The organism is Leptolyngbya subtilissima AS-A7 (genome assembly GCF_039962255.1).
Lineage (GTDB): Bacteria > Cyanobacteriota > Cyanobacteriia > Phormidesmidales > Phormidesmidaceae > Nodosilinea.
Genome location: NZ_JAMPKY010000008.1, coordinates 59,616 through 80,865, shown reverse-complemented (window position 1 = coordinate 80,865; position 21,250 = coordinate 59,616). Strand labels below are relative to the sequence as shown.

General features: G+C 56.7%; 17 protein-coding genes. 8 read left to right on the top strand and 9 right to left on the bottom strand.

The window, feature by feature from the left end; translation table 11 throughout:
* Positions 1-84 precede the first annotated feature (84 nt).
* On the top strand, positions 85-456 hold the full coding sequence (locus NC979_RS17380) for a hypothetical protein (protein ID WP_190519189.1): 372 nt from the start codon (positions 85-87) through the stop codon (positions 454-456).
* A 179-nt stretch (positions 457-635) separates the two neighbouring features.
* Entirely contained in the window at positions 636-3,749 is a 3,114-nt protein-coding gene (gene ppc / locus NC979_RS17375) for a phosphoenolpyruvate carboxylase (protein WP_190519187.1), read from the top strand.
* A 13-nt stretch (positions 3,750-3,762) separates the two neighbouring features.
* Here the strand turns inward: ppc and NC979_RS17370 are convergent, their stop codons facing one another.
* Entirely contained in the window at positions 3,763-4,332 is a 570-nt protein-coding gene (locus tag NC979_RS17370; protein WP_348253799.1) for a hypothetical protein, read from the bottom strand.
* Positions 4,322-5,062: a hypothetical protein gene (locus NC979_RS17365; RefSeq protein ID WP_190519182.1), complete on the bottom strand. Its 741-nt coding sequence runs from the start codon at positions 5,060-5,062 to the stop codon at positions 4,322-4,324. Before NC979_RS17365 ends, NC979_RS17370 begins: the two co-directional genes overlap by 11 nt.
* 383 nt (positions 5,063-5,445) lie before the next feature.
* On the opposite strand from NC979_RS17365, the gene NC979_RS17360 reads away from it, so the two are divergent.
* The 3 genes from NC979_RS17360 (at position 5,446) to NC979_RS17350 (ending at position 9,552) form a co-directional block, all read left to right on the top strand.
* Complete coding sequence (locus NC979_RS17360; RefSeq protein ID WP_242024020.1) at positions 5,446-5,988, top strand: hypothetical protein; 543 nt, start codon at positions 5,446-5,448, stop codon at positions 5,986-5,988.
* 293 nt (positions 5,989-6,281) lie between these two features.
* On the top strand, positions 6,282-8,003 hold the full coding sequence (locus NC979_RS17355; RefSeq protein ID WP_190519179.1) for a helicase HerA domain-containing protein: 1,722 nt from the start codon (positions 6,282-6,284) through the stop codon (positions 8,001-8,003).
* A gap of 466 nt (positions 8,004-8,469) precedes the next feature.
* Positions 8,470-9,552 (top strand): serine/threonine-protein kinase, encoded by a 1,083-nt coding sequence (locus NC979_RS17350; RefSeq protein ID WP_190519170.1) that lies wholly within the window; start codon positions 8,470-8,472, stop codon positions 9,550-9,552.
* A gap of 6 nt (positions 9,553-9,558) precedes the next feature.
* On the opposite strand, the gene NC979_RS17345 is transcribed toward NC979_RS17350, so the two are convergent.
* A complete protein-coding gene (locus NC979_RS17345; RefSeq protein ID WP_347403933.1) occupies positions 9,559-10,500 on the bottom strand; it encodes an alpha/beta fold hydrolase in 942 nt (313 codons plus the stop codon).
* 234 nt (positions 10,501-10,734) lie between these two features.
* Between NC979_RS17345 and rpiA the strand changes: the two genes are divergently transcribed.
* Positions 10,735-11,442: a ribose-5-phosphate isomerase RpiA gene (rpiA, locus tag NC979_RS17340; protein WP_190519168.1), complete on the top strand. Its 708-nt coding sequence runs from the start codon at positions 10,735-10,737 to the stop codon at positions 11,440-11,442.
* A 149-nt stretch (positions 11,443-11,591) separates the two neighbouring features.
* On the opposite strand, the gene NC979_RS17335 is transcribed toward rpiA, so the two are convergent.
* The gene (locus NC979_RS17335) at positions 11,592-11,771 is read right to left on the bottom strand and encodes a type 2 periplasmic-binding domain-containing protein (RefSeq protein ID WP_190519166.1); all 180 of its coding nucleotides are present in this window, start codon (positions 11,769-11,771) and stop codon (positions 11,592-11,594) included.
* Positions 11,772-11,980: 209 nt separating this feature from the next.
* Positions 11,981-12,898, bottom strand: coding sequence for a manganese catalase (locus NC979_RS17330; RefSeq protein ID WP_431191077.1), 918 nt, complete (start codon positions 12,896-12,898; stop codon positions 11,981-11,983).
* A gap of 282 nt (positions 12,899-13,180) precedes the next feature.
* On the opposite strand from NC979_RS17330, the gene NC979_RS17325 reads away from it, so the two are divergent.
* Both NC979_RS17325 and rpe read left to right on the top strand, forming a co-directional pair.
* A complete protein-coding gene (locus NC979_RS17325; RefSeq protein WP_190519631.1) occupies positions 13,181-14,362 on the top strand; it encodes an aldo/keto reductase in 1,182 nt (393 codons plus the stop codon).
* Positions 14,363-14,785: 423 nt separating this feature from the next.
* Positions 14,786-15,493 (top strand): ribulose-phosphate 3-epimerase, encoded by a 708-nt coding sequence (gene rpe, locus NC979_RS17320; RefSeq protein WP_190519162.1) that lies wholly within the window; start codon positions 14,786-14,788, stop codon positions 15,491-15,493.
* A gap of 263 nt (positions 15,494-15,756) precedes the next feature.
* Here rpe and NC979_RS17315 read toward each other — a convergent pair whose 3' ends face one another.
* The 4 genes from NC979_RS17315 to NC979_RS17300 all read right to left on the bottom strand — a co-directional run bounded on the left by NC979_RS17315 (position 15,757) and on the right by NC979_RS17300 (position 20,985).
* A complete protein-coding gene (locus tag NC979_RS17315) occupies positions 15,757-17,709 on the bottom strand; it encodes a CHASE2 domain-containing protein (RefSeq protein WP_190519160.1) in 1,953 nt (650 codons plus the stop codon).
* Between the two features lie 113 nt (positions 17,710-17,822).
* Positions 17,823-18,923 carry a FecR family protein gene (locus NC979_RS17310; RefSeq protein WP_190519158.1) on the bottom strand — a complete coding sequence of 367 codons (1,101 nt, stop codon included), beginning with the start codon at positions 18,921-18,923 and terminating at the stop codon, positions 17,823-17,825.
* Positions 18,924-19,082: 159 nt separating this feature from the next.
* Positions 19,083-19,388, bottom strand: a complete 306-nt coding sequence (locus NC979_RS17305) for a hypothetical protein (protein WP_190519156.1) — start codon at positions 19,386-19,388, stop codon at positions 19,083-19,085.
* A gap of 196 nt (positions 19,389-19,584) precedes the next feature.
* Entirely contained in the window at positions 19,585-20,985 is a 1,401-nt protein-coding gene (locus NC979_RS17300; protein ID WP_190519154.1) for an NAD(P)/FAD-dependent oxidoreductase, read from the bottom strand.
* Positions 20,986-21,250: the final 265 nt, after the last annotated feature.

Below are 21,250 nucleotides of genomic sequence, written 5' to 3'. Positions count from 1 at the left end.
CCTACCTGCTCAACAACCTGGTTCAACAATGGGGAGATGACAGGGACGCCCTGGCCAAGGCTGCCTAGTCAAGCGTAAGGCCCCTTGTCTAATATATTAGTGATCAATTGCGCCGACGGTACGCTTGGGCGATCGCTTCCCAAGACCCCTCTAGCGGCGCTTTCAGAGTCGGCTTTGACCCTAGATTTTTTCCCCATTTGTGCCCCAACTTGTGATTATCCTATGACCTCGTCGCGCCGTTCTGATTCTGCCCCAGTTAACCGTCAGTCTGCCGAGGTGGCGGTGGGTCTGCTGGTGCCCCCGGTGCTGCTCGGTATTTTGGTGACCCGTGCCCTGGCCGATGGGCTGACCCAGCTGGGTCTAGTCAGCGAGCAGCTCTTCGCGGGCGATCGCCTGCCCAACTTAAAAATGCCGCTAGGTGCACCCGATATCGCAACCCCCGCATCGGAGAGTTAGGTCTGTTTTGCCAGGGTTTTTGCTCTCTCGAAAACCCTTGCCAGAGAAGGGTTTGACAGCTTTGGTAAGCGCTGATAACGCTGTAACGATTTCAATTTGTTCATCTGGACAAACTTCTTCCGGTCAGGGTAATCCTATAGAATCTTTGCGATATCCCCGTTCTCTCTGCTGTCATACCCATGAGTTCAACGCTCCACTCCTCCGGGGATGCCCGGCCCGCAGCTCAGACTGACTCGGCTAGCTTGCCCGCAGCGGTGGATGATCAGTCCTCGTGGCAAGATTTGCTGCTGCGCCACCGGCTGCGCGTGGTCGAAGACCTATGGGAAAACGTCCTGGAGCACGCCTGTGGCCCTGAACTCCTAAAACTACTCCAGCAGCTGCGGCGCATGTGCTCCCCTGATGGGCAGGCCCCCACTGCCGCCGAGGCTCGGGTTAAAGCCGTCGTCGATGTGGTTGAAGCCCTCGATCTTGAAGACGCCATTCGGGCCTCGCGAGCCTTTGCCCTCTACTTTCAGCTGATTAACATCGTTGAGCAGCACTACGAGCAGCGCGATCAGCAGCAGCAGTATCGGGCCGCCTACGAAACCTCGGAGCTGGCCCAGCGCATTGGTCAGTCAATTTTCGGCAATAGCGGCAGCGACAGCGAGTCGAACAACCTCTTCCAGGCTGACCTGCTGACCCGCAGCATTGCCGACCCCCCCAGCAGCCGCAAAGAGGCGGGCACCTTCCACTGGCTGTTCCCCACCCTCAAGCGGTTGAACGTGCCGCCCCAGGTAATCCAAAACCTGATCGATCAGCTCGATGTGCGGCTGGTGTTTACCGCCCACCCCACCGAAATTGTGCGCCACACGATCCGCGACAAGCAGCGGCGGATTGCCAGCATTTTGCGTCAGATGGATCAGGCCGAAGAGAGCGCCCAAACCCTGGGCTTGACCTCTTCTTGGGAGATCGAAGAACTCAAAGAACAGCTCACCGAAGAAATTCGCCTCTGGTGGCGCACCGACGAGCTGCACCAGTTTAAGCCCTCGGTGCTCGACGAAGTTGACTACACCCTGCACTACTTCAACGTGGTGCTGTTTGATGCCCTGCCTCAGCTATACCAGCGGTTTGAGCGGGCGATCGCCACTACCTTCCCGGAGCTCGACCCGCCCCGCCACCGCTTTTGCCGGTTTGGCTCCTGGGTAGGGGCCGATCGCGACGGCAACCCCTCCGTTACCCCCGAGGTTACTTGGAAGACTGCCTGCTACCAGCGCAACCTGGTGCTCAACAAGTACATGGCCTCCGTCGATCGCCTGGTCGAACTGCTCAGCCTCTCCCTGCACTGGAGTGAGGTTCTGCCTGAGCTGCTCGAATCGCTGGAGCAAGATCAGGTCAAAATGGCTGACATCTACGACGAGCTGGCCATTCGCTACCGTCAAGAGCCCTACCGCCTCAAGCTGGCCTACATCAAACAGCGGCTGAAGAATACCTGCGATCGCAGTCAGCGCCTCTACCAAAGCGACCCCTTTGCTGACCACTCCAACGACTCCAGCGGCTTGCCAATCTACCGCTACGGCCACGAGTTTCTGGCCGAGCTGCGGCTGATTCAGCGCAACTTAGAAGCCACTGGCCTTAATTGCCAAGACCTCAACACCTTGATCTGCCAAGTCGAAATCTTTGGCTTTAACCTGGCCCAGCTTGACCTGCGGCAAGAGAGCACCCGCCACTCCGACGCCCTCGACGAGATCGCCGAGTACCTGCAAGTTTTGCCTCAGCCCTATAGCGAGCTGCCCGAGGCCGACAAAATTGCCTGGCTGGTCAGCGAACTCACCACCCGCCGCCCCCTCACCCCCCGCGAGCTGCCCTTCTCTGCCAAAACTCGCGAGACCATCGCTACTCTGCACATGGTGCGCCAGCTTCACCAGGAGTTTGGCCCCGATATTTGCGGCAGCTACGTAATCAGCATGAGCCACACCGTCAGCGACCTGCTAGAGGTGCTGCTGTTGGCCAAGGAGGCGGGTCTCTACGACCCCAGCGCTGAGCTGAGCAGTCTTCAGCCAGTGCCCCTGTTTGAGACCGTCGAAGACCTCCAGCGCGCCCCGGCGGTGATGGAGGAGCTGTTTCAGTTGTCGCTGTATCGCAACCTGCTAGAAGGCCAAGCCAAGCAGCCCGCCGACGAAGGCCCCGGCAGCGTGGCCACCCCTCGGGCGGTGCCCCTGCAAGAGGTGATGCTGGGCTACTCCGACAGCAACAAAGACTCCGGCTTTCTCAGCAGCAACTGGGAAATTCATAAGGCCCAGCAAGCGCTTCAGACCACCGCCGATCGCTACGGCGTTTCCCTGCGGATCTTCCACGGACGCGGCGGCTCGGTAGGGCGCGGCGGCGGCCCCGCCTACGAGGCGATTTTGGCCCAGCCGGGCCGCAGCATCAAAGGCCGCATTAAAATCACCGAGCAGGGCGAGGTGCTGGCTTCTAAGTACAACCTCTCTGACCTGGCTCTCTACAACCTGGAGACGGTGACCACTGCCGTCATTCAGGCCAGCCTGCTGAGCAACAGCGTTGACGACATTCAGCCCTGGAACGAGACCATGGAGGAGCTGGCCACTCGCTCCCGCAGCCACTACCGTCAGCTGATCTACGAACAGCCCGATCTGGTCAACTTCTTCCACCAAGTCACTCCCATTCAGGAAATTAGCCAGCTCCAGATCAGCTCGCGTCCGTCTCGCCGGGGAGGCAAAAAAGACCTCGGCAGTCTGCGGGCAATTCCCTGGGTGTTTAGCTGGACCCAAGCCCGGTTTTTGCTGCCTTCCTGGTACGGGGTAGGCACGGCTCTGCAAGAGTTTGTGGATGAAGCGCCGGAAGAACACCTCAAGGTGCTGCGCTACTTCTACAGCAAGTGGCCCTTCTTTAAGATGGTGATCTCCAAGGTGGAGATGACCCTGGCTAAGGTCGATCTACAAATTGCTGAGCACTACGTGCGCGAACTCACCACCCCCGAAGACAAAGAGCGGTTTTTGGATCTGTTTAGCACCATTTCCCAAGAGTTTTACTTGACCCGTGACATGGTGCTACGGATTACTGACTGCGAGCGCCTGCTCGACGGTGACCCCGATTTGCAGCGATCGGTCTACTTGCGCAACGGCACCATCGTGCCTCTGGGCTTTTTGCAGGTGGCCCTGCTAAAACGCCTGCGCCAGTACAAAGACCAGGCGGCAACGGGGGTGATTCGATCGCGCTACAGCCAGGGCGAACTGCTGCGAGGGGCGCTGCTCACCATCAACGGCATCGCAGCAGGGATGCGCAATACGGGCTGATTGCGGGTTTCAGCTAGTTGAGATTCGCCTGCTGAGCAATCTGGTGGGCAGTTTCGGCCTCTTGCCGCAGCTGTTCTGCTTCCTCTTGGGATTCCTCAGCTAGCTGTTCAAGGCTGATGGCCATCGCCCGAGCTTCTTGTCCCAACTGTTTGGCCTTCTCCAGCTTGGAGTTAAAGCCATCGGAAACTGTTTCAATTTCGGCAAATAGGGCCTTATACTCTTCGGGCGGGCTGGCCAGCCAGGCTCGAAAGTCCTGTTGGTTGGCACTCAAGAGGATGAGAGCCTTTTCCCAGGACGTTTTGAAGCTGAAGTTAAGTGCCCTTAGATGCTCGTACTTAGTTTTGAGCTGCTGAGTTGTGGAGACCTGGGCCAGCGTATAAACCTCAGCTCTTAACTCGGCGATGGCTTTGGCTGGGGTGCTATTGCTGGCTGGGTTCGTCTGTAGAACGGCGATCGCTTCTTTCCAGGAGGCTTTGAGGCGGAGGTTGAGTTGAGCAATCGCCGCGTATTTAGCTTTGAGCTGCCGGGTAGTAGTCACACCGGCTAACTCATAGGTTCTAGCCTTTAAGTCGTTAATTCCCATTGCGGCTAATTTCTACAATGCCTAGCTTGGTCTGCTGACGGAGCTGAGAGAGTTCTGACTTTAGCGCCTCGTTTTCGCTGTGGAGTTGTTGGTTCTGGTCTGTAACCTGAGCCAGCTTTTGGCGCAGCTCTTCTGCCGCCGCCCGCGCTGCGTCGCGCTCGTTCCGGAAGCGGTTGGTATGGCTTACTCGACCGCCAAGACTCTGATTGTTTTTGGCAAGTTCTTGCTTGCGCTTAGCGACTTTCCCAAATTCTTTCTTGAGGGTTTCAAACTCTTGGAGAAGCTCGCTATACGCTTTGGCCTGCTCAGTTTCGGCTCTTAAGGTCTCGTTTTCTGTCTCCAGAATAGAGATGCGGTTTTGCAGCGCCTGAATATCTTGATCCTTACCGAAGATGATTTCCTGCAGCGCTTGGATAATCTTTTGAAACTTGCCCTTGGTATGGGCGAGATCTTGAACTTCGCTCTGAAGCTCTGCGATGTGGCTGTTGAGAAAGCCTGCCCGCCGTTGAAGCACCTGGGCTGTGCACTGGTATTTGATGACGGCAATGACCTGACTGCGTTCTAGCTCGTCTAGCAGCGCGACTTCGCGGCTGGCGCGGAGGTTGTCGTAGTTGGTGCAATCGTGGCGCAGACGATGGGTTTCAACATGGCCAGGGGAAGAGACAATGCTCAGATTTTTGAGGCGTACTTTGCTGTGCCAGTAGTCAAAGAGGGCTTTGGAATCGTTCATCACAGCGATCGCAGTGTTAGTTGTCAGCTAGTTAACCTCAGAATACCCGTCTGCCATTGAGCCTGAGTCCTCCCGTTGGTTCCTTCACTTAAGCTATATAGACTTGGTGCTCAAACAAGCCATTTGCGGTAGATGGACACGCCATTTTCGTCGATGTGCTGCTTCTCTAGCGGAGACCTCTGCCCCTGGCCTCGGATTTCTCCTTAACAATCTTACCGACTAGGAAAATTTGGTGTGTCGAAATCTGAACCATGCAGTAAGCTTATCGGCAGACTAAGGGTATAAGGGCCAAAATCGCCCTACAGCCATGGGTTCGGGTCGGCATCGGTAAGCCCGCACAGTCAGCCAACACACAATCGTTTGAAGGGTTGAGGAGTAACTCCATGAAAAGCTTAGGGCGTTGGATGGGGCGTACGGCAGGGGCTGCTCTGCTAGCAGTGACCACTACCGCTACGGGTGCGGCGATCGCTCCAGAGGCCGCCGAGGCCCAGGTAGCCTACGGTAGCTATGTCGGCATCGGGGCCGGCATAGGCTTAACCAGCGACGCGGCTACCGGTCAAGGTGGCGGTGTACAAGGCGTAATCTCTGGCCGCTATCGCCTGTTGCAATATCCGGTTTCGCTGCGGGCCCAGGGCTTTATTTTTGGCGGTGACTTTGCGTTTGTGCCCACCGTTTCCTACGACGTGCCGCTGAGCTGGAATACCGATGTGTATGTGGGAGCCGGGGCCTCGTTTGTCGGCGGCGGCGGCGATGACCCCTCTATTGTGGGTGACAAGACAGCTTTTGTCGTTCAGCCGGGCATTGACCATCTGTTTCCCAATAGCAACTTAGTCGCCTTTGGCAACGCTATTTTTGCCTTTGATGCCTACCGCCAAGGTAACAATATGGCTATCTCGGTGCAGGGCGGCGTCGGCATCCAGTTTTAAAGGCTTGATTTAGGTTTGACTCTACTCTTTGGACTTGCCGTGTCTTGGTTGCGATTTTGTCCTGAGCTATCGAACTCGGTAGCCCAGGACATTTTTGATCAAAGTTGAGCCAACCAGGACAAGTGTATTAGAATTGGCGGAGTTGACGGGGCGAAAGCGCTGTCAACAGAAAACTGAAGGCTTGCGTAGGTTGGGTGAAACAAAGTGGAACCCAACTCTAAGGCATGTTGTGTGCCGCTGGCGCTCTACTCTAGGCCCTTAGGGCCAACACCATACCGTACGAGGACTGCCTGATGGGGATGAGTCAGCCGCTGGGGTCGGTCATCCAAGGTTCGCTGAGCCAGGGGCTAGAGGTGCGCCTGCACCCCGATATTTCGGTAGAAGACATGCGGGTGGGCAAGTTTCTGGTGGTGCAGGGGCAGCGATCGCAGTTCTTTTGCATGCTCACCGACGTCACCCTAGGCACCGGGAGCCAGCGCATTCTGGCCCACCCGCCGGAGCCGTCAAACCTGTTTTTGCAGGAGGTGCTGGCCGGGACGGGCACTTACGGCACGATCAACCTGACACCGATGCTGATGTTTACGCAGCAGGAGGGTGAAGGAGTAGGGAGTAAGGGGAAAGCAAAGAAAAAAGGGGTTGACAGCAGCTACGGGTCGATGGAGGTGCAGAGTAGCGCTGACGTGGAACTGCTGCCGGTAAAGACGATTCCGGCCCACTTTAGTCAGGTGTATGACGCCAGCGATCGCGACTTTCGCATCATCTTTGGCTGGGAAGACGACCCCCATCGGCGGAACTTTGCGATCGGTCAACCCATCGATATGGAGGTGCCAGTCTGTCTGGATCTCGATCGCTTTGTGGAGCGCAGCAACGGCATCTTTGGTAAGTCGGGCACGGGCAAATCGTTTCTCACCCGGCTGCTGCTAGCGGGCATTATTCAGCGGCAGGCGGCAGTGAATTTAATCTTTGATATGCACTCAGAGTACGGCTGGGAGGCCGTTAGCGAGGGCAAGCAGTTTAGCACTGTCAAGGGGTTAAGGCAGCTGTTTCCCGGCCAGGTGCAGATGTTTACCCTCGATCCCGAGGCTACCCAGCGACGCGGCGTGCGCGATGCCCAGGAGCTATACATCAGCTTTGACCAGATCGATGTGGAAGACCTGAATCTGGTGCGGGGCGAGCTGAATCTATCGGAGGCCAGCCTGGAAAACGCCATCATTCTGCGCAACGAGTTTGGCAAGGCCTGGATCAACCGTCTGCTGACCATGACCAACGAGGAAATTCAGGAATTCTGCGAGACCAAGATGGGTAGCAAGTCGTCGATCATGGCGCTGCAGCGCAAGCTGACGCGGCTGGCCGACATTAAATATATGAAGGCGGCCAGCGGCACCAACTACATCACCCAGATTCTCGCGGCCATCGACGAGGGCAAGCATGTGGTGGTGGAGTTTGGCTCTCAGTCGAACATGCTAGCTTACATGCTGGCCACCAACGTAATCGCCCGGCGCATTCACGCCAGCTACGTCAAAAAGGCCGATCGCTTCTTGCAGACTAAGAACGTGGTGGACCGACCCCGCCAGCTGATGATCACTATCGAAGAGGCTCACCGCTTTCTCGACCCGGCCACCGCCCGACAGACCATCTTTGGCACCATCGCTCGGGAAATGCGCAAATATTTTGTCACCTTGCTAGTGGTTGACCAGCGGCCCTCGGGCATTGACAACGAGGTGATGTCGCAGATCGGCACCCGCATTACCGCCCTGCTCAACGACGAGAAAGATATCGACGCCATCTTTACCGGCGTGTCGGGGGGACAGAGCCTGCGATCGGTGCTGGCCAAGCTCGACTCTAAGCAGCAGGCGCTGGTGCTGGGCCATGCGGTGCCCATGCCCGTGGTGGTGCGCACCCGTCCCTATGACAGCACTTTTTATACTCAAGTAGGAGCTACTGCCTGGGAAGAGCTGCCTGACGAGGTGGTGTTTAAAGCCTCAGAAATGGCCCGCGCCGACTTGGGGTTTTAAGAAAACTTTAGAGGCTAGGCAGGAGAGGGGTCCGTTGGCGTCAGATCTCTGGAAGTGCTACAACCGTTGCGGCGAGGCCGCTTTGGGGCATGCACCTAAAGGACAATGCGTAAAAAAATGTCCTTGCATCGCCCAAATTAATACAGGAGCCAAATCCTTCCGGAGGAAAAATCCGCCTTTGGATAGAGATGAGACCTATAGCTGAGTAGAGCTGGCCTGTCGTGATACCCTAATTTTTAATCGTTGCTACTAATGTAGTATTGCCGCCACTCAACTATTAAGTTTCTAAGTATTGTTGGGAGAATTGCTAAGGTAGTGGATAACCCTGCACTGCGGTTAGCTCTGGATGTACTAGCGTTTTGTGTTCCTGCGCATTTTTAGCTGCCATTGGGCTACGGCTCGGTTGGCTCATTATTGAACCGGGAAACAGGCATCTTCCCCTCTTTTGAGGCCAGGACAAGCATATATGGTCAATTCACCGGGCCAAGCCCTCGACCGGGCAGCCAATTCTGAAATTCGCCACTATTACCAGTCGCATCGGCTGTTTCGCGATCGCTACCGCGTGCTGAAAAAGCTGGGTCAGGGCGGCTTTGGCGTTACCTATCTCGCTCAAAACGCCACCCTGCCGGGGGAACCCTACTGCGTGATTAAGCAACTCTGCCCCAAGGCGGGCAGTGAGCTATCCCTAGAGCGCGCCAAGGTGCGGTTTCGCCGCGAGGCTCGGGCTTTGGCTAATCTTGGCAGCCATTCGCAGATTCCACAGCTGCTTGACTACTTCACCACCGGGGGCGAGTTTTACCTGGTGCAGGAGTACGTGCACGGCGAAACCCTGGCCCAAGAGGTACGTCGCGCCGGACGGCTGACCGAGGCCCAGGTCAAATATTTTCTGCGCGAAATTATTCCGGTGGTGAAGTTCATTCACCGCAATCGCATCATTCACCGCGACATTAAGCCCCCCAATATTATTCGCAGTGAGCGCGATCGCCGCCTGGTGCTGATTGACTTTGGGGCCGTGCGCGAATTCCTTTCCGACGTGGAGGAGCAAGGCTCGATGCAGGCTCCGGCCACCCAGTTTGTCGGCACCCCTGGCTTTGCCCCGCCCGAGCAGCTAGCCCTGCGCCCCTGCTACGCCAGCGACGTCTACGCCCTGGGCATGACTTGCCTGTATCTGCTCACCGCCCGCACCCCTATCGAGTTTGACCAAGATCCCCACAGCGGGGTGATTCGCTGGCACCACACGGTCACCGTCAGCCCCCACTTGACCATGGTGCTCGATCGCATGCTGCTGCCCGACTCCCAGGATCGCTACACCACCGTCGACGAGCTAGAGCGCGCCCTAGAACTAGAGCCCCACCTCGACGTGCTGGCTGGCTGCATGAATACGCGTCAGCACCCGCCTGACGAATTTGGCGATCAGTCTGCTGATCTGTCCAGCGATGCCTACCTAACCCCCATTCAACGAGAGGCCCAGGCGATTCGTAAGTGGCGCAAAAAGCGAGCGCTGCCCCAAGAGCAGGGGCGTTCGGCAGGGCCGGTGTCGCTGCCCTAGGTAATCTTAGGACTGCTGCAAAGATGGGCCTGCTTCCCTCAGCCACGCCTGTATGCGGGCGTTGAAGTCAACGTCGGATTCGTCATAGAGGCAGTGGCCACCGTCAGGCACCACCTCTAGGGAAAGCTGCGGGTTTAGGGCCGTTAACCCTACGGCCAGCGCTACAGGAATGACGCGGTCTTGGTCGCCCCAAAGCAGCAGCGTGGGTACCGGCAGCGTGGCGACCATGTCTTTGACCGAGGGGCTAAAGCTGGAATCGGTGCGCGATCGCACCAGATAACACAGCGTTCGGGCCGCACCGCGATCGTTGGGGGGCAGCGCAAATAAATTCACTAGGTCATCGTCCACCCGTTCAGCCACTGTGTAGATGCCCGCCAGCGCTCGCCGCAAAATGCTAGGGCGACGTACCAGAGCAAAGAGCGATCGCATCAGCAGCGGGTTGGCCACCCAACTCTCGACCCGCAGTGCCAGAGTCGCTACCCAGCCCGCCACCAGATCCTCGCGGTTGGCCTCCAGCGGCAGGGTAATCAGCGCCAGCTGCTTCACCCAGTCGGGATGGTTGTGGGCAGCCGTCAGCGCTATCAATGCCCCGAGTGAATGGCCCAACAGCGCCACTGGCTGACCAATTACCTGACGAATGAAATCTGCCACCTGCGCCGCCCACAGCTCTGCGCCGTAGAGCGTCGCCGCCTTCTCAGAATCGCCAAAACCCAGCAGGTCAATGGCATACACCGGAGCCACCCGTCTCAGGGCCGGCAGGTTGTGTCGCCACTGGTTAAGGTTGGCCCCAAACCCGTGAATTAACAACACTGGCGGCACCGCTGCATCTCCTGGCCCAGGGTGAAACCAGTAGCGAATGCGCCAGCCCCGCCAGTGCCAAAAGCGCTGGTAGCCCGCCTCGCTGAGGCCAGAAGACAAACTGCTGAGTAACGTCGGAGGTTGAGGCACAGCACAAAGCCCAATTGAGGATGGTGGGCACTACCCACTCTACGATGTTAGCGAGCTAGAGGCTCCCGCTTCAAAGCGGATCACCCCCTTCCAAGCATCAAGAACCCCAACAAATTGGAACATCCCCCACCCATCTACCCCTCTACCCACCCACCCACCCTCCCTATGCAGCCGCCCCGCTTTAGGTCATGCTAGATCCCGAAAACGCAGTGATTTGCAAGAGGAACTAGAGCCATGACCGAGATGGATCCTGTCAAGTTGATGAAGCAGGAAGTGGGGCGCCAGGCGGCAGCGCGGGTGCAGTCAAACACCGTGGTAGGCCTAGGTACTGGGTCAACTACCGCCTATGCCATCCAGTTCATTGGCGAGCGGCTGGCCAGCGGCGAAATTAGCAACATCAAGGGCGTGCCCACCTCCTTTCAGGCGTCGGTGCTGGCTAAGCAGTACGGCATTCCCCTCACCACGCTTGACGAAGGCGACGAGATTGCTTTGGCTATTGATGGGGCCGACGAAGTTGACCCTCAAATGAACCTGGTGAAGGGAGGTGGCGCTGCCCACACCCGCGAGAAAATCGTTGATTCCCTCGCCAAAGAATTTATCGTCGTTGTCGATAGCTCGAAGCTAGTGGATAAACTGGGCACAACCTTCGCGCTGCCCGTTGAAGTCATGCCGTTGGCCGTTACCCCTGTCTCTAAGGCTTTGGAAGCCCTCGGCGGCAAGCCCGACTTGCGCATGGGCATTAAAAAAGACGGTCCCGTCATCACCGACCAGGGCAACATGATTTTAGACGTGAAATTTGATGCGATCGACGACCCTGCAGGGTTAGAAAAGACCATCAACAACATCCCCGGAGTGCTCGACAACGGCCTTTTTGTGGGCGTGGCCACCGAAGTGTTGGTGGGCGAAGTCAAAGACGGTCAGGCTAGCGTTCGCAAGCTGTAAAGCGAACCTAGGGCTTCTGTTTGCGGGTTCCGACTGAGGTCAGGGATGCTGGGCGATCGCCCAGCATCCCTAACTCAAGAGCAAACGATAAATCTCAAAAAATCGCCGCTAACGTCCACAGAGCTTAAGCAGCAGTGGCTTAGCATCCCTCAGGCCAAACCACCTGCCATAGGTTTCGTTGTAGTGCCGTTCTTGCGCAGGGTCAGAATGTCTGATTGGCTGGGGTGCGGTAAGGGGCTACCCTCGGACATGGCGATCGCATAGAACTGTTCCAAAAACGGCGTGCCCACTACCTCAAACCTCACCTTGGGCTCGTAGGCATTTTGCAAACAGCTTCGATTGAGGCAATGCAGAGTATGTTGCTGATTATCCTGGTGCTTTGTTCCGTTCGCCTGCCGGATTTAGGTAGGTATTGCCAGAGTCTTCAATTGCACAATCTAACAGCACAGTTGCACCCTGCGGCGCGTCGGCGCGCCGCAGGGTGCAACGTTCAGCAATACTTACGATTGAGCGTCAAGAAACCCTACTTTAAGAAACCCTACTTTTTAGGCGTGGAGTAAAGTTTGGGATTGGGAATCGGAGCCTCACCCTCAGGACCTTGGGGTTCTGGATTTTCCAGATACTCAAACTCACCTTTGCCGTCAGGGCTGGGGCCTTTGGCCCAACGCCCCTGCTCGCTTTCGGTGCCTTCTGACAAATTCCAGAATTGGTAAGAGACGTCCTGCTTCTCCTGCGATCGCGAGAATCGGCTGGGTACCGGCACGTCTTCTAAGCCATCGGCCTTGAGTTCTTCGATCGCCGCTAGCCACTGATTTTGGTGCATGGTATCGCGGGCAATCATGTAGCTCAAGGTGTCTTTGACGCCGGGGTCGGTAGACATTTCATACAGGCGCACGGCCTGGAGACGGCCCTGAGCTTCAGCCTGCACGTTGGAGTAAAAGTCAGCCATCAGGTTGCCCGAGGCCACGATGTAGTTTCCGTTCCAGGGATAGCCTGTGCTGTCGGCGGGCAGCGCACCACCGCCAGCCACGATGGCATGTTTGGGGTTCATGCTAGACATGATGATATCTTCGGTTTTCATACCACCCATTACCCCTTCTACAATGGGGTCCAAAGCGGATTTTTCTTGAACATCCGCAGGGGCTTTGTCAACTAAATGAGCAATCATATTGGCCAACATCTCAACGTGGCCAATTTCCTCGGTGCCGATGTCGAGCATCATGTCTTTGTATTTTGCAGGACCTCGGCAGTTCCAGCCTTGAAATAGGTATTGCATCATCACCGACATTTCGCCAAAAGGCCCGCCAATCAGCTCTTGTAACTGTTTTGCATAAACTGGATCGGGCTTTTCAGGCTTAGTGAAATATTGCAGGCGCTTCTTGTGGTAAAACATGAATTTCTTTTGGTGAACAGCATTGGAAAGAGCATTAGAAGTCTGCTCCTCTACTGCACACATGGTTGCGAAATGAAAATGGTTTCTTATCTCTCAAAGGGGTCATTAAAATGCACTCTTGATCAATCTGCCCCCATAGCTGTAGAGAGGCTCGTGCTAAAGGTCTATCTGCTCCTCCTGCTAAATTAGTAGAACGCTTTAGTTGCTGTAGTTACGTTATCGTTCAACGGGCTGAGCATTCCTACAACCTCCTCTCTTCTCACCCCTGCCTCAAGCGAACCTTTACAACCAGCAATCCCTTGACTACCGTGAGGGATAGCCCTTTGCTCTTTTGTGAATTCTCCTATGCAGTACCGCCGCTTTGGTCGCACTGAGCTTCAGATGCCCGTATTTTCCTGCGGTGGCATGCGGTATCAGCACTCATGGAAAGATGTACCGCCAACCGATATTCCTCGCCAGAATCAGGAGAATCTAGAGGCCACAATTCGCCGGGCGCTGGAAGTAGGCATTAACCATATTGAAACCGCGCGGGGCTACGGCACATCTGAAATTCAGTTGGGCCAGATTTTGCCGGGGTTAGAGCGAGAGAGCCTGATTGTGCAGACCAAAGTCTCCCCCACGGCTGACCCCACCGAGTTTCGCCAAAACCTGACTCAATCGCTGGCTAACCTGCGGTTGGACACCGTTGATTTGCTCGGCCTCCATGGCATCAACACCGCCGAAATTTTAGACTGGACTCTGCGCCCCGGCGGCTGCATGGATGTGGCCCGCGAGTTTCAGCGGCAGGGGCGGGTGCGGTTTATTGGCTTTTCGACCCATGCACCGACAGCGGTGATTCAGCAGGCGATCGCCTCCGGTGAGTTTGACTACGTGAACCTGCACTGGTACTACGTCAACCAGGATAATTGGGCTGCGATCGACACCGCCCAACGCCACGATGTCGGCGTCTTCATCATTAGCCCGTCCGATAAAGGGGGCCACCTCTACAGCCCCCCCGCAAAGCTAGTGGAATTGTGCAATCCGCTCAGCCCGATGGTGTTCAACGATCTGTTTTGCCTCAGCCATCCCCAGGTGCACACCCTTAGCATCGGAGCGGCGCGCCCTACCGATTTTGACGAACACCTCAAGACCTTGCCACTGCTAGAGGACGCAGATTTGTACCTCAAACCAGTGCTCGATTGCCTGCACCGCCACGCCCAAACCGTACTGGGCGAAGACTGGCTGCGCACCTGGAAAATTGGTCTGCCCAGCCCCGACGACACCCCTGGCAACATCAATATCCCCGCTATTTTGCGGCTGCGCAACTTGCTGCTCGCGTTTGATATGGAAGATTACGCCAAGGCCCGCTACAACATGCTAGGCAACGCGGGCCACTGGTTCCCCGGCGAAAAGGCCGAGAACCTGAGTCAGGTAGATCTAACCGAATGCCTACGCCGCAGCCCCCACGCCGAGAAAATTCCGCATTTGCTGGCCGAGACCCATGCCGCATTGGCCGGTCAAGCGATGGCTCGACTGTCGAATGCCTAATGGCTGGTCGCAATTGAATATGTAGGTTCAGTAGATTACAGACACGCTCTCTTGCCGTCATCTAGCCCTCCCTCGCCCTAAATCCCTCTCCCAAGCTGGGAGAGGGACTTTGAAGTCTGATTCCGGCTCCCCTCTCCTCCCTGAGAGAGGGGCCGGGGGTGAGGCCTGCGGAGACTTTGCAATCTACTGAAGTCGAATGGCGCGATCGCAGAATTCAACAAAACCCAGTCCGGCGCTGGACTTTACTGCATTTCACCAACCTATGAGGAGCTGATTTTTAACTTTATGAAATCCCTGCCCCATAGGCCATGCCAGGGCTTCATCATATATTGATGGTGAATTCTCTCAAATTCAGAACTTTTGTGAGAAGAGATTTTAAGACTTTGTTACGATAAACACAAACGCACAGGAGAACCATTCCCCATGCCTCACACCTCTTCTCAAAAGTCCGTTGTTATCTCTCCCTCCATTCTCTCGGCGGATTTTAGCCGCTTGGGCGAAGAGATCAAGGCCGCTGATGAAGCCGGTGCCGACTGGATTCATGTGGATGTAATGGATGGTCGCTTTGTGCCCAACATTACAATTGGCCCCCTGATCGTCGAGGCGATTCGCCCCGTAACCCAAAAGCCCCTCGACGTGCACCTGATGATCGTCGAGCCTGAAAAGTATGTGGCCGATTTTGCCAAGGCTGGCGCTGATATCATCACTGTTCATTGCGAGCACAACGCCTCACCCCACCTGCACCGCACCCTGGGCCAGATCAAGGAGCTGGGCAAAGAGGCGGGCGTGGTGCTCAACCCCGGTACCCCGCTGTCGCTGATCGAGAATGTGCTCGATCTCTGCGACCTGGTGCTGATCATGAGCGTTAACCCCGGCTTTGGCGGCCAAAGCTTCATCCCCACCATGGTCGACAAAATTCGCGCCCTGCGCACCATGTGCGACGAGCGCGGTCTAGACCCCTGGATCGAAGTAGATGGTGGTTTGAAGGCCAACAACACCTGGCAGGTGCTAGAGGCTGGAGCCAATGCGATCGTGGCTGGTTCAGCGGTGTTTAATGCGCCCGACTATGCGGCGGCGATCGAAGGCATTCGCAACAGCAAGCGCCCCGCCCCCGAACTAGCTGCCGTTTAGTCAGTGAAGGGTGAAATTTAACACCGTCTACTTCCTTGGTCCGTAGACTCTGAGGGTGAGATTAGCTTTAAGCTGACTCACCCTTTTTGGTGCTGTTGTAGAGGCAGCATGGTTGAGACAATTAAGAGCTTCTAGAACTCAAGTCTGTAGCAAGCGAACTCTAATTAGAACAGCGCTCAAACGGCCAAGATTGAATCCTGTTAGGTATGTTTTTCCCTTTTGTTCTTTTGCTACATCTCTTGTCCGATCTGGCAGTGGCTACATCAGGTTGGGTTTTTTCTGCTGGTTAAGGTTATGGCTTTTGGCTGGCTTAGGTGTTGAATCAGGTCTTTTTGAACCTGCTGGTAGAGATCATCGCTTTCCCCTTTGAGAGCCACGACGCCGTACACCTGAACCGATTCTTGCTCGCGCCCGGCCAAAAAGTGTGTGCCGTGGTCGACGGCGATGATGTGGTCTTTCACCAGGTCGTAGCAGGGCTGGGTAATGAGCAGATCGGTGCCAATCATCTTGGTGAGCCCCTCAATGCGGCTGGCCACGTTTACGGTGTCGCCAATAGCGGTATATTCTAGCCGCTGTATCGACCCTACATTGCCCACTACCAACTCGCCATAGCTGATACCGATGCCGTTGTAGAGCGGCGGCAGTCCTTTGGCTTTGAGGGAGAGGCGCAGGGTGACGAGCGCTTCCCGCATGGCCAGGGCGGCGGAGACAGCCCCTAGAGCATCCTGCTCTGGGCCAAGAGATTTGGGAGCGCCAAACTCGGCCATCACCGCATCGCCAATGAATTTGTCGATGGTGCCTCGGTGCTTCAGAATGGCGTCCACCATCACATCGAGGTAGGTATTGAGCAAGCTGACGGTTTCGATCGCCCCTAGCTGAAACGAGATGCGGCTAAATCCGCGAATATCTGAGAACAGCACCGCCGCCTGAAACTTTTGCCCCACGGTGAGGCTGGTAAAGTCTTCGGGCTGGTTGAGAATTTCTTGGGCCACCGACGGGGCCACATAGCGCTCTAGGGTGCGGCGCAGGCGCTGTTCTTCGAGCCGGTTGCTGACCGCCCCGGTGGCTATATAGGTGACACCGCCCATGCCCAGACAGGCGACGGGGATGGCGACTGGCATGAGGCGATCGCCATGCACCATCAGCAGATAGGCCAGCGCGCCCCAGGAGGCGATCGCACCCAAAAAGCCCACCAGCCTAGGCACGGGCTGCGTCAAGCGGTAGCCAAGCCCTAGGCCGATGGCGCCGATGGCGATCGCCGTTAGCAAGCCTTGGGCTAGAGGGTTGGCGATCGCCGCGTTGACCACCCGATCCTCCATCAGTGCGGCTAGGGCGTGGGCATGGATTTCAACCCCCGGCATAGCCTCATCGCTGGGGGTGCGCTTGCGGTCTTGAAACGACGTGGCCATGGGGCCAATTAGCACGATTTTGCCTTCAAACTGATCGGCGATTAGGGGCCAGTTAGTGGGGTCAAGCAACTGCACAAACGACACCACCGGAAAACTGCCCGCCGGGCCGTAAAAGAAGAGCTGTTGGCTCTGGCGCTCAGGGCTGGGGTAGTTGGCTGCTGCCAGAGTGGCTCGTGCCAGAGACGGTAGATCATCTGAGAATTGGTGGGCCTGCCGCAGGGTTTCAATGCCGCGATCGGGAAAGGCGCGATGCTTGCCATCAACATCGACCTCTAGGTTAATGAGGCCTACCTGGGTCTGGCTGCTATAGACGGGCTCTAACAGGTTGGTAAATAGACCAAAGTCGCTGCTCGACACGTCGTAGGCGGCGGCCAAAGCCACGCGATCGCCCCATCGAGCTAGGGTTGCGTCTAAAGCCGCATCATCGTCGGGGCCGTAGCCGCTGGGGTCAACCAGTAGCACATCAAGGGCTACGGCCTTAGCTCCAGCAGCCATCAGCTGCTCGATAGCTTGGGCATAGGCTTGGCGCTGCCAGGGCCAGATCGCCAGGGGTTCCAAAAACGGATAGCGTTCTGGATCGGCCTGGTACAGATCGCCCTGGGTCAGCGAATATTCGTCAATGCCCACAATCACAATTTCCTCGGGTGGGGACACCGGCCCCCGCAGCCGCAGCAAAAACGACTGAGCCTGGCCCTCAATCAGCACAATCCACGGGTGCTGGGAGGTGAGGGCGATCGCCCCAAACACCGCCCAGCTCACCATCAGCCCATGCCCAATCTGAAAGATACGTCGATAGGATTTAACCATGGCAACCGCTCCCTAAGACGCCAACGCTGAATGAGTGGCCCTGGCACATCCCAGAGCCTGGCAGCACCCCTATTCCCCACTGTCTGCAAGCTTCCCATGCTGGAAGCTTACCTCTAGAACGGAAAGGGAAATCGGATTGGCGGGGTGGGAATAGCGGGCACCCAATAGTAGGGCAATGGTATTCCTGGAAACAGTTGCTCAAAGGAGCGGCGCAGGTTAGCCATGCCAGGTATTTCTACCGCAAAACCGTCAATCAGCGGACCTTCTAAAAGGTCAATAAAATCCTCTGGGCTTAGGGGTGTAATCACCGCCTCGTCATCTTCGGCATCCACGATGACCTGCTGCCCCTCTGCCAGGGTAATCGAATCCGCTGGCGCAAAGTCTACGGTTTCTGACTGGGTTTCATCAGTTGGTTTAGCGTCTTCGCTATCGACCGGTGAAGAGTTGCTCTGCTTAGGGGCAGTGAGGAAAAGAGACGGTCCAGTGAATGGCCCGCCGGTCGGTGTAGTTGGCGTAGTTGTTGGCGTAGTTGGTTCAGGGATGACGACGGGGTCAGGGGTAACGACAGGGTCAGGGGTGACGACGGGGTCAGGGGTAACGACAGGGTCAGGGGTAACGACAGGGTCAGGGGTAACGACAGGGTCAGGGGAGCCTACAGGTGATGGCTCAGCCGGAGACGTAGATGGCTCCATAGGATTAACGAAGGGTACTACCGGGTCGGTAGAGGGCACCGCCGGGTCTAGGGATGGGTTGCGTGGGTCAAAGTCGTCGGCCATTGGTTCAATGGGTTCGGGGTTGCGCGCTACCACCACTTCCCCCTCGAACACCTGAACAATAGTTTCCCCAGTCTCGGTGACTTCGATGGTATAAATTGTGCCTCGCACTCCAGCGACGACTGAGGTCGAGCAGCCGTTGAGGTTGCCGTTAACTAGTAGCGTGCCTCGGGTGAGCTGGGCACATTGCCCCACCACCAAACTAGAGTTGTGGGCCAGGCGCGCTACGGCCCCAGTGTTGAACCGCAGCGATGCTCGGGCATCCCTAGTTCTGACCTGCTGGCGCTGCTGGGCCACACTGTTGACCTGGGCTGCACGGTTTTGAATGTAGACCTGGTTGCTGTCTAAAATTTCGGTCACGGTAGCAGCAGAAATCGACTGGCCATGGGCCCGCTGCCCCGGTATGGCTAGCAGGCTACTGCCCACTAGCGCCGCCCCCATAAGTCGTGCAAAACGTCCCCAGCTTGTGCTGGACTGTAGTCTGAGCCCCGATAACCTAAAAGACGCCATCATAAATTCCACTGAGTTGCCTAGATAGGATCTATACACAGGCAACATCCCAAATTCAGCATAGATTGCGAAACTTAACTCGCCAGAAAGCTAGCTGAACACATCGGGCCGATCGGGGTCATGCACCTGGCCCAGGTTGGGCAGCAGAGCGCTGACATCATTGGGTGACTCGGCAATCATCGTCAATAAGTCGTAGGCATCCATGGGCTTGCCAGTTTGTGCCGATAGTCGATGGGCGTAGTAGCGCAACTGGGCCATAATGCGCGGTTCGGCCTGGCGTAGATACATGCAGAGGCAGGCCCGCGCCTGGGCCTCTGAATCGCGCCCCAAAAAGTAGGCTAGGGCAGCTAGCAGATCGCGCTCGTAGTCAGGCAGGGTTTGGGGATCGATGGGCATGGCGAGGTGAATAGGAATGGCTTAGGACAGAAACCGCTGAGGGTTGGCGTTGGCCTCTGATACTACCCGTTCGCCCGTAAAGCGGTCCAGAAGGCGATCGCCTCATTGCCACCTAGTCCTTCAGAGTAGGGTGATGCAAAGAAGCACCCGACAAGCTGTCCGGTGCTTCTTTGCATCACTTGCTAGCCCCGAATTCCTAGCCAGGGGTTGCTGGAGCGCGGGCTTCACCTTTCTCAAACACCTTCTCGGTAATCAGGCGTGACCCCTGCTTGCGGGTGAAGTAGTTGGCTACCCACTGGGTCATTACCACGAGCTTGTTGTCAAACTCAATTAGGTAAAAGATGTGCACAAACAGCCATACAAACCAGGCAAAGAAGCCGGTGAGCTTGGCCCAGGGTAGGTTGACGACGGCGGCGTGACGACCGATAACCGCCAGGCTACCAGTGTCTTTGTACTCAAATGGGGGCAGGGTATCGTTTTTGAGCTGCTTTTGAATGAGCTTGGCTACGTATTTGCCTTCCTGCATGGCGACGGGGGCCACTCCGGGCAGGGGGCGATCGCCCTGGTGGGCAAAGTGGGCCAGGTCACCGACCACAAAAATATTCGGGTGGGTGGGCAGGCTGAGGTCGTTGCCAACGATAACTCGGCCTGAGCGATCGCGCTCTGCCCCAGTGCTCTCAGCCAAAATGCCGCCCATGCCAGGGTCGCGCACTCCGGCCGCCCAAAGCACAGTGCCCGCCTGCAATGTAGTGACCTCATCCCCCTGCTTGAGGGTGATTTGGTGACCCGAAATATCCGTTACCAAAGACTGGGTCAGCACCTCGACACCCATTTTTTCGAGGTCAGTGTTGGCACGGGTCGATAGCTCGGGTGGGAAGGGCGGCAGCACCCGATCCATGCCCTCAATCAGTAGAATGCGGCTATCGGTGGTGTCAATGTGGCGAAAGTCGTTGGGTAGGGTATGAAAAGCCAGCTCAGCCAGCGCTCCAGCCAGCTCTACCCCAGTGGGGCCGCCGCCCACAATCACAAAGGTGAGCAAGGTTTGTCTAAGCTCGGGATCAGCCGTGTTCTCGGCTTTTTCAAAGGCGGCAAAGATGCGTCGCCGCATTTCCAAAGCGTCTTCTACGGTTTTGAGACCGGGGGCCACCTCGGCCCAGTCGTCGCGGCCAAAGTAGAAGTGGCTCATACCCGTGGCCACAATCAGACTGTCGTAAGGCACAACGCGGCCATCGGCGAGGCTGACCGCCTGCTGGCCAGGGTCGACATTGGTGACTTCCCCCATCAGCACCCGGGTATTCTTTTGGGCGCTGAGGATGCCGCGCAGAGGAGAGGCAATGTCGCCGGGGGAGAGGCCACCGGTGGCTACCTGGTACAGCAGCGGCTGAAACAGATGGAAATTGCGCTTGTCGATTAGGGTGACTTCCACGTCAGCGCGACCGAGCTGCTGGGCGGCGTAGAGACCACCAAAGCCGCCGCCAATAATTACCACCTGATGTTTGCCGGAGGTGACGGGCGGCACCTCAACGGTGGGGGAGGCGTCTTCACGGGCTGTATCTTGGGCCCTAGCGGCTTGGTCGGAGCGTGAGACAGTCTGCATGGCAATACCAGGGAAGCAGGTCGTTACTTTTCGTTATAAAGCAGGATACCGCTAAATACTGTGCGCTGTGCTATATCCGTGCAGCTTCATGCAGCCTGCCCAAGATTATGACAAGTTGAGTCTGAGGGGTTTCGATCGCAGGGGCCGGGCTAATAAATTAAAAGATCTGATTTTTGTAGGCCTTACTCGATCAATCTGGACAATATCGCGTTTGGGCTGCGGTAAGGGGGCTAAAATTTGGGGAGCTTTTCTGCGCCTCGACGAT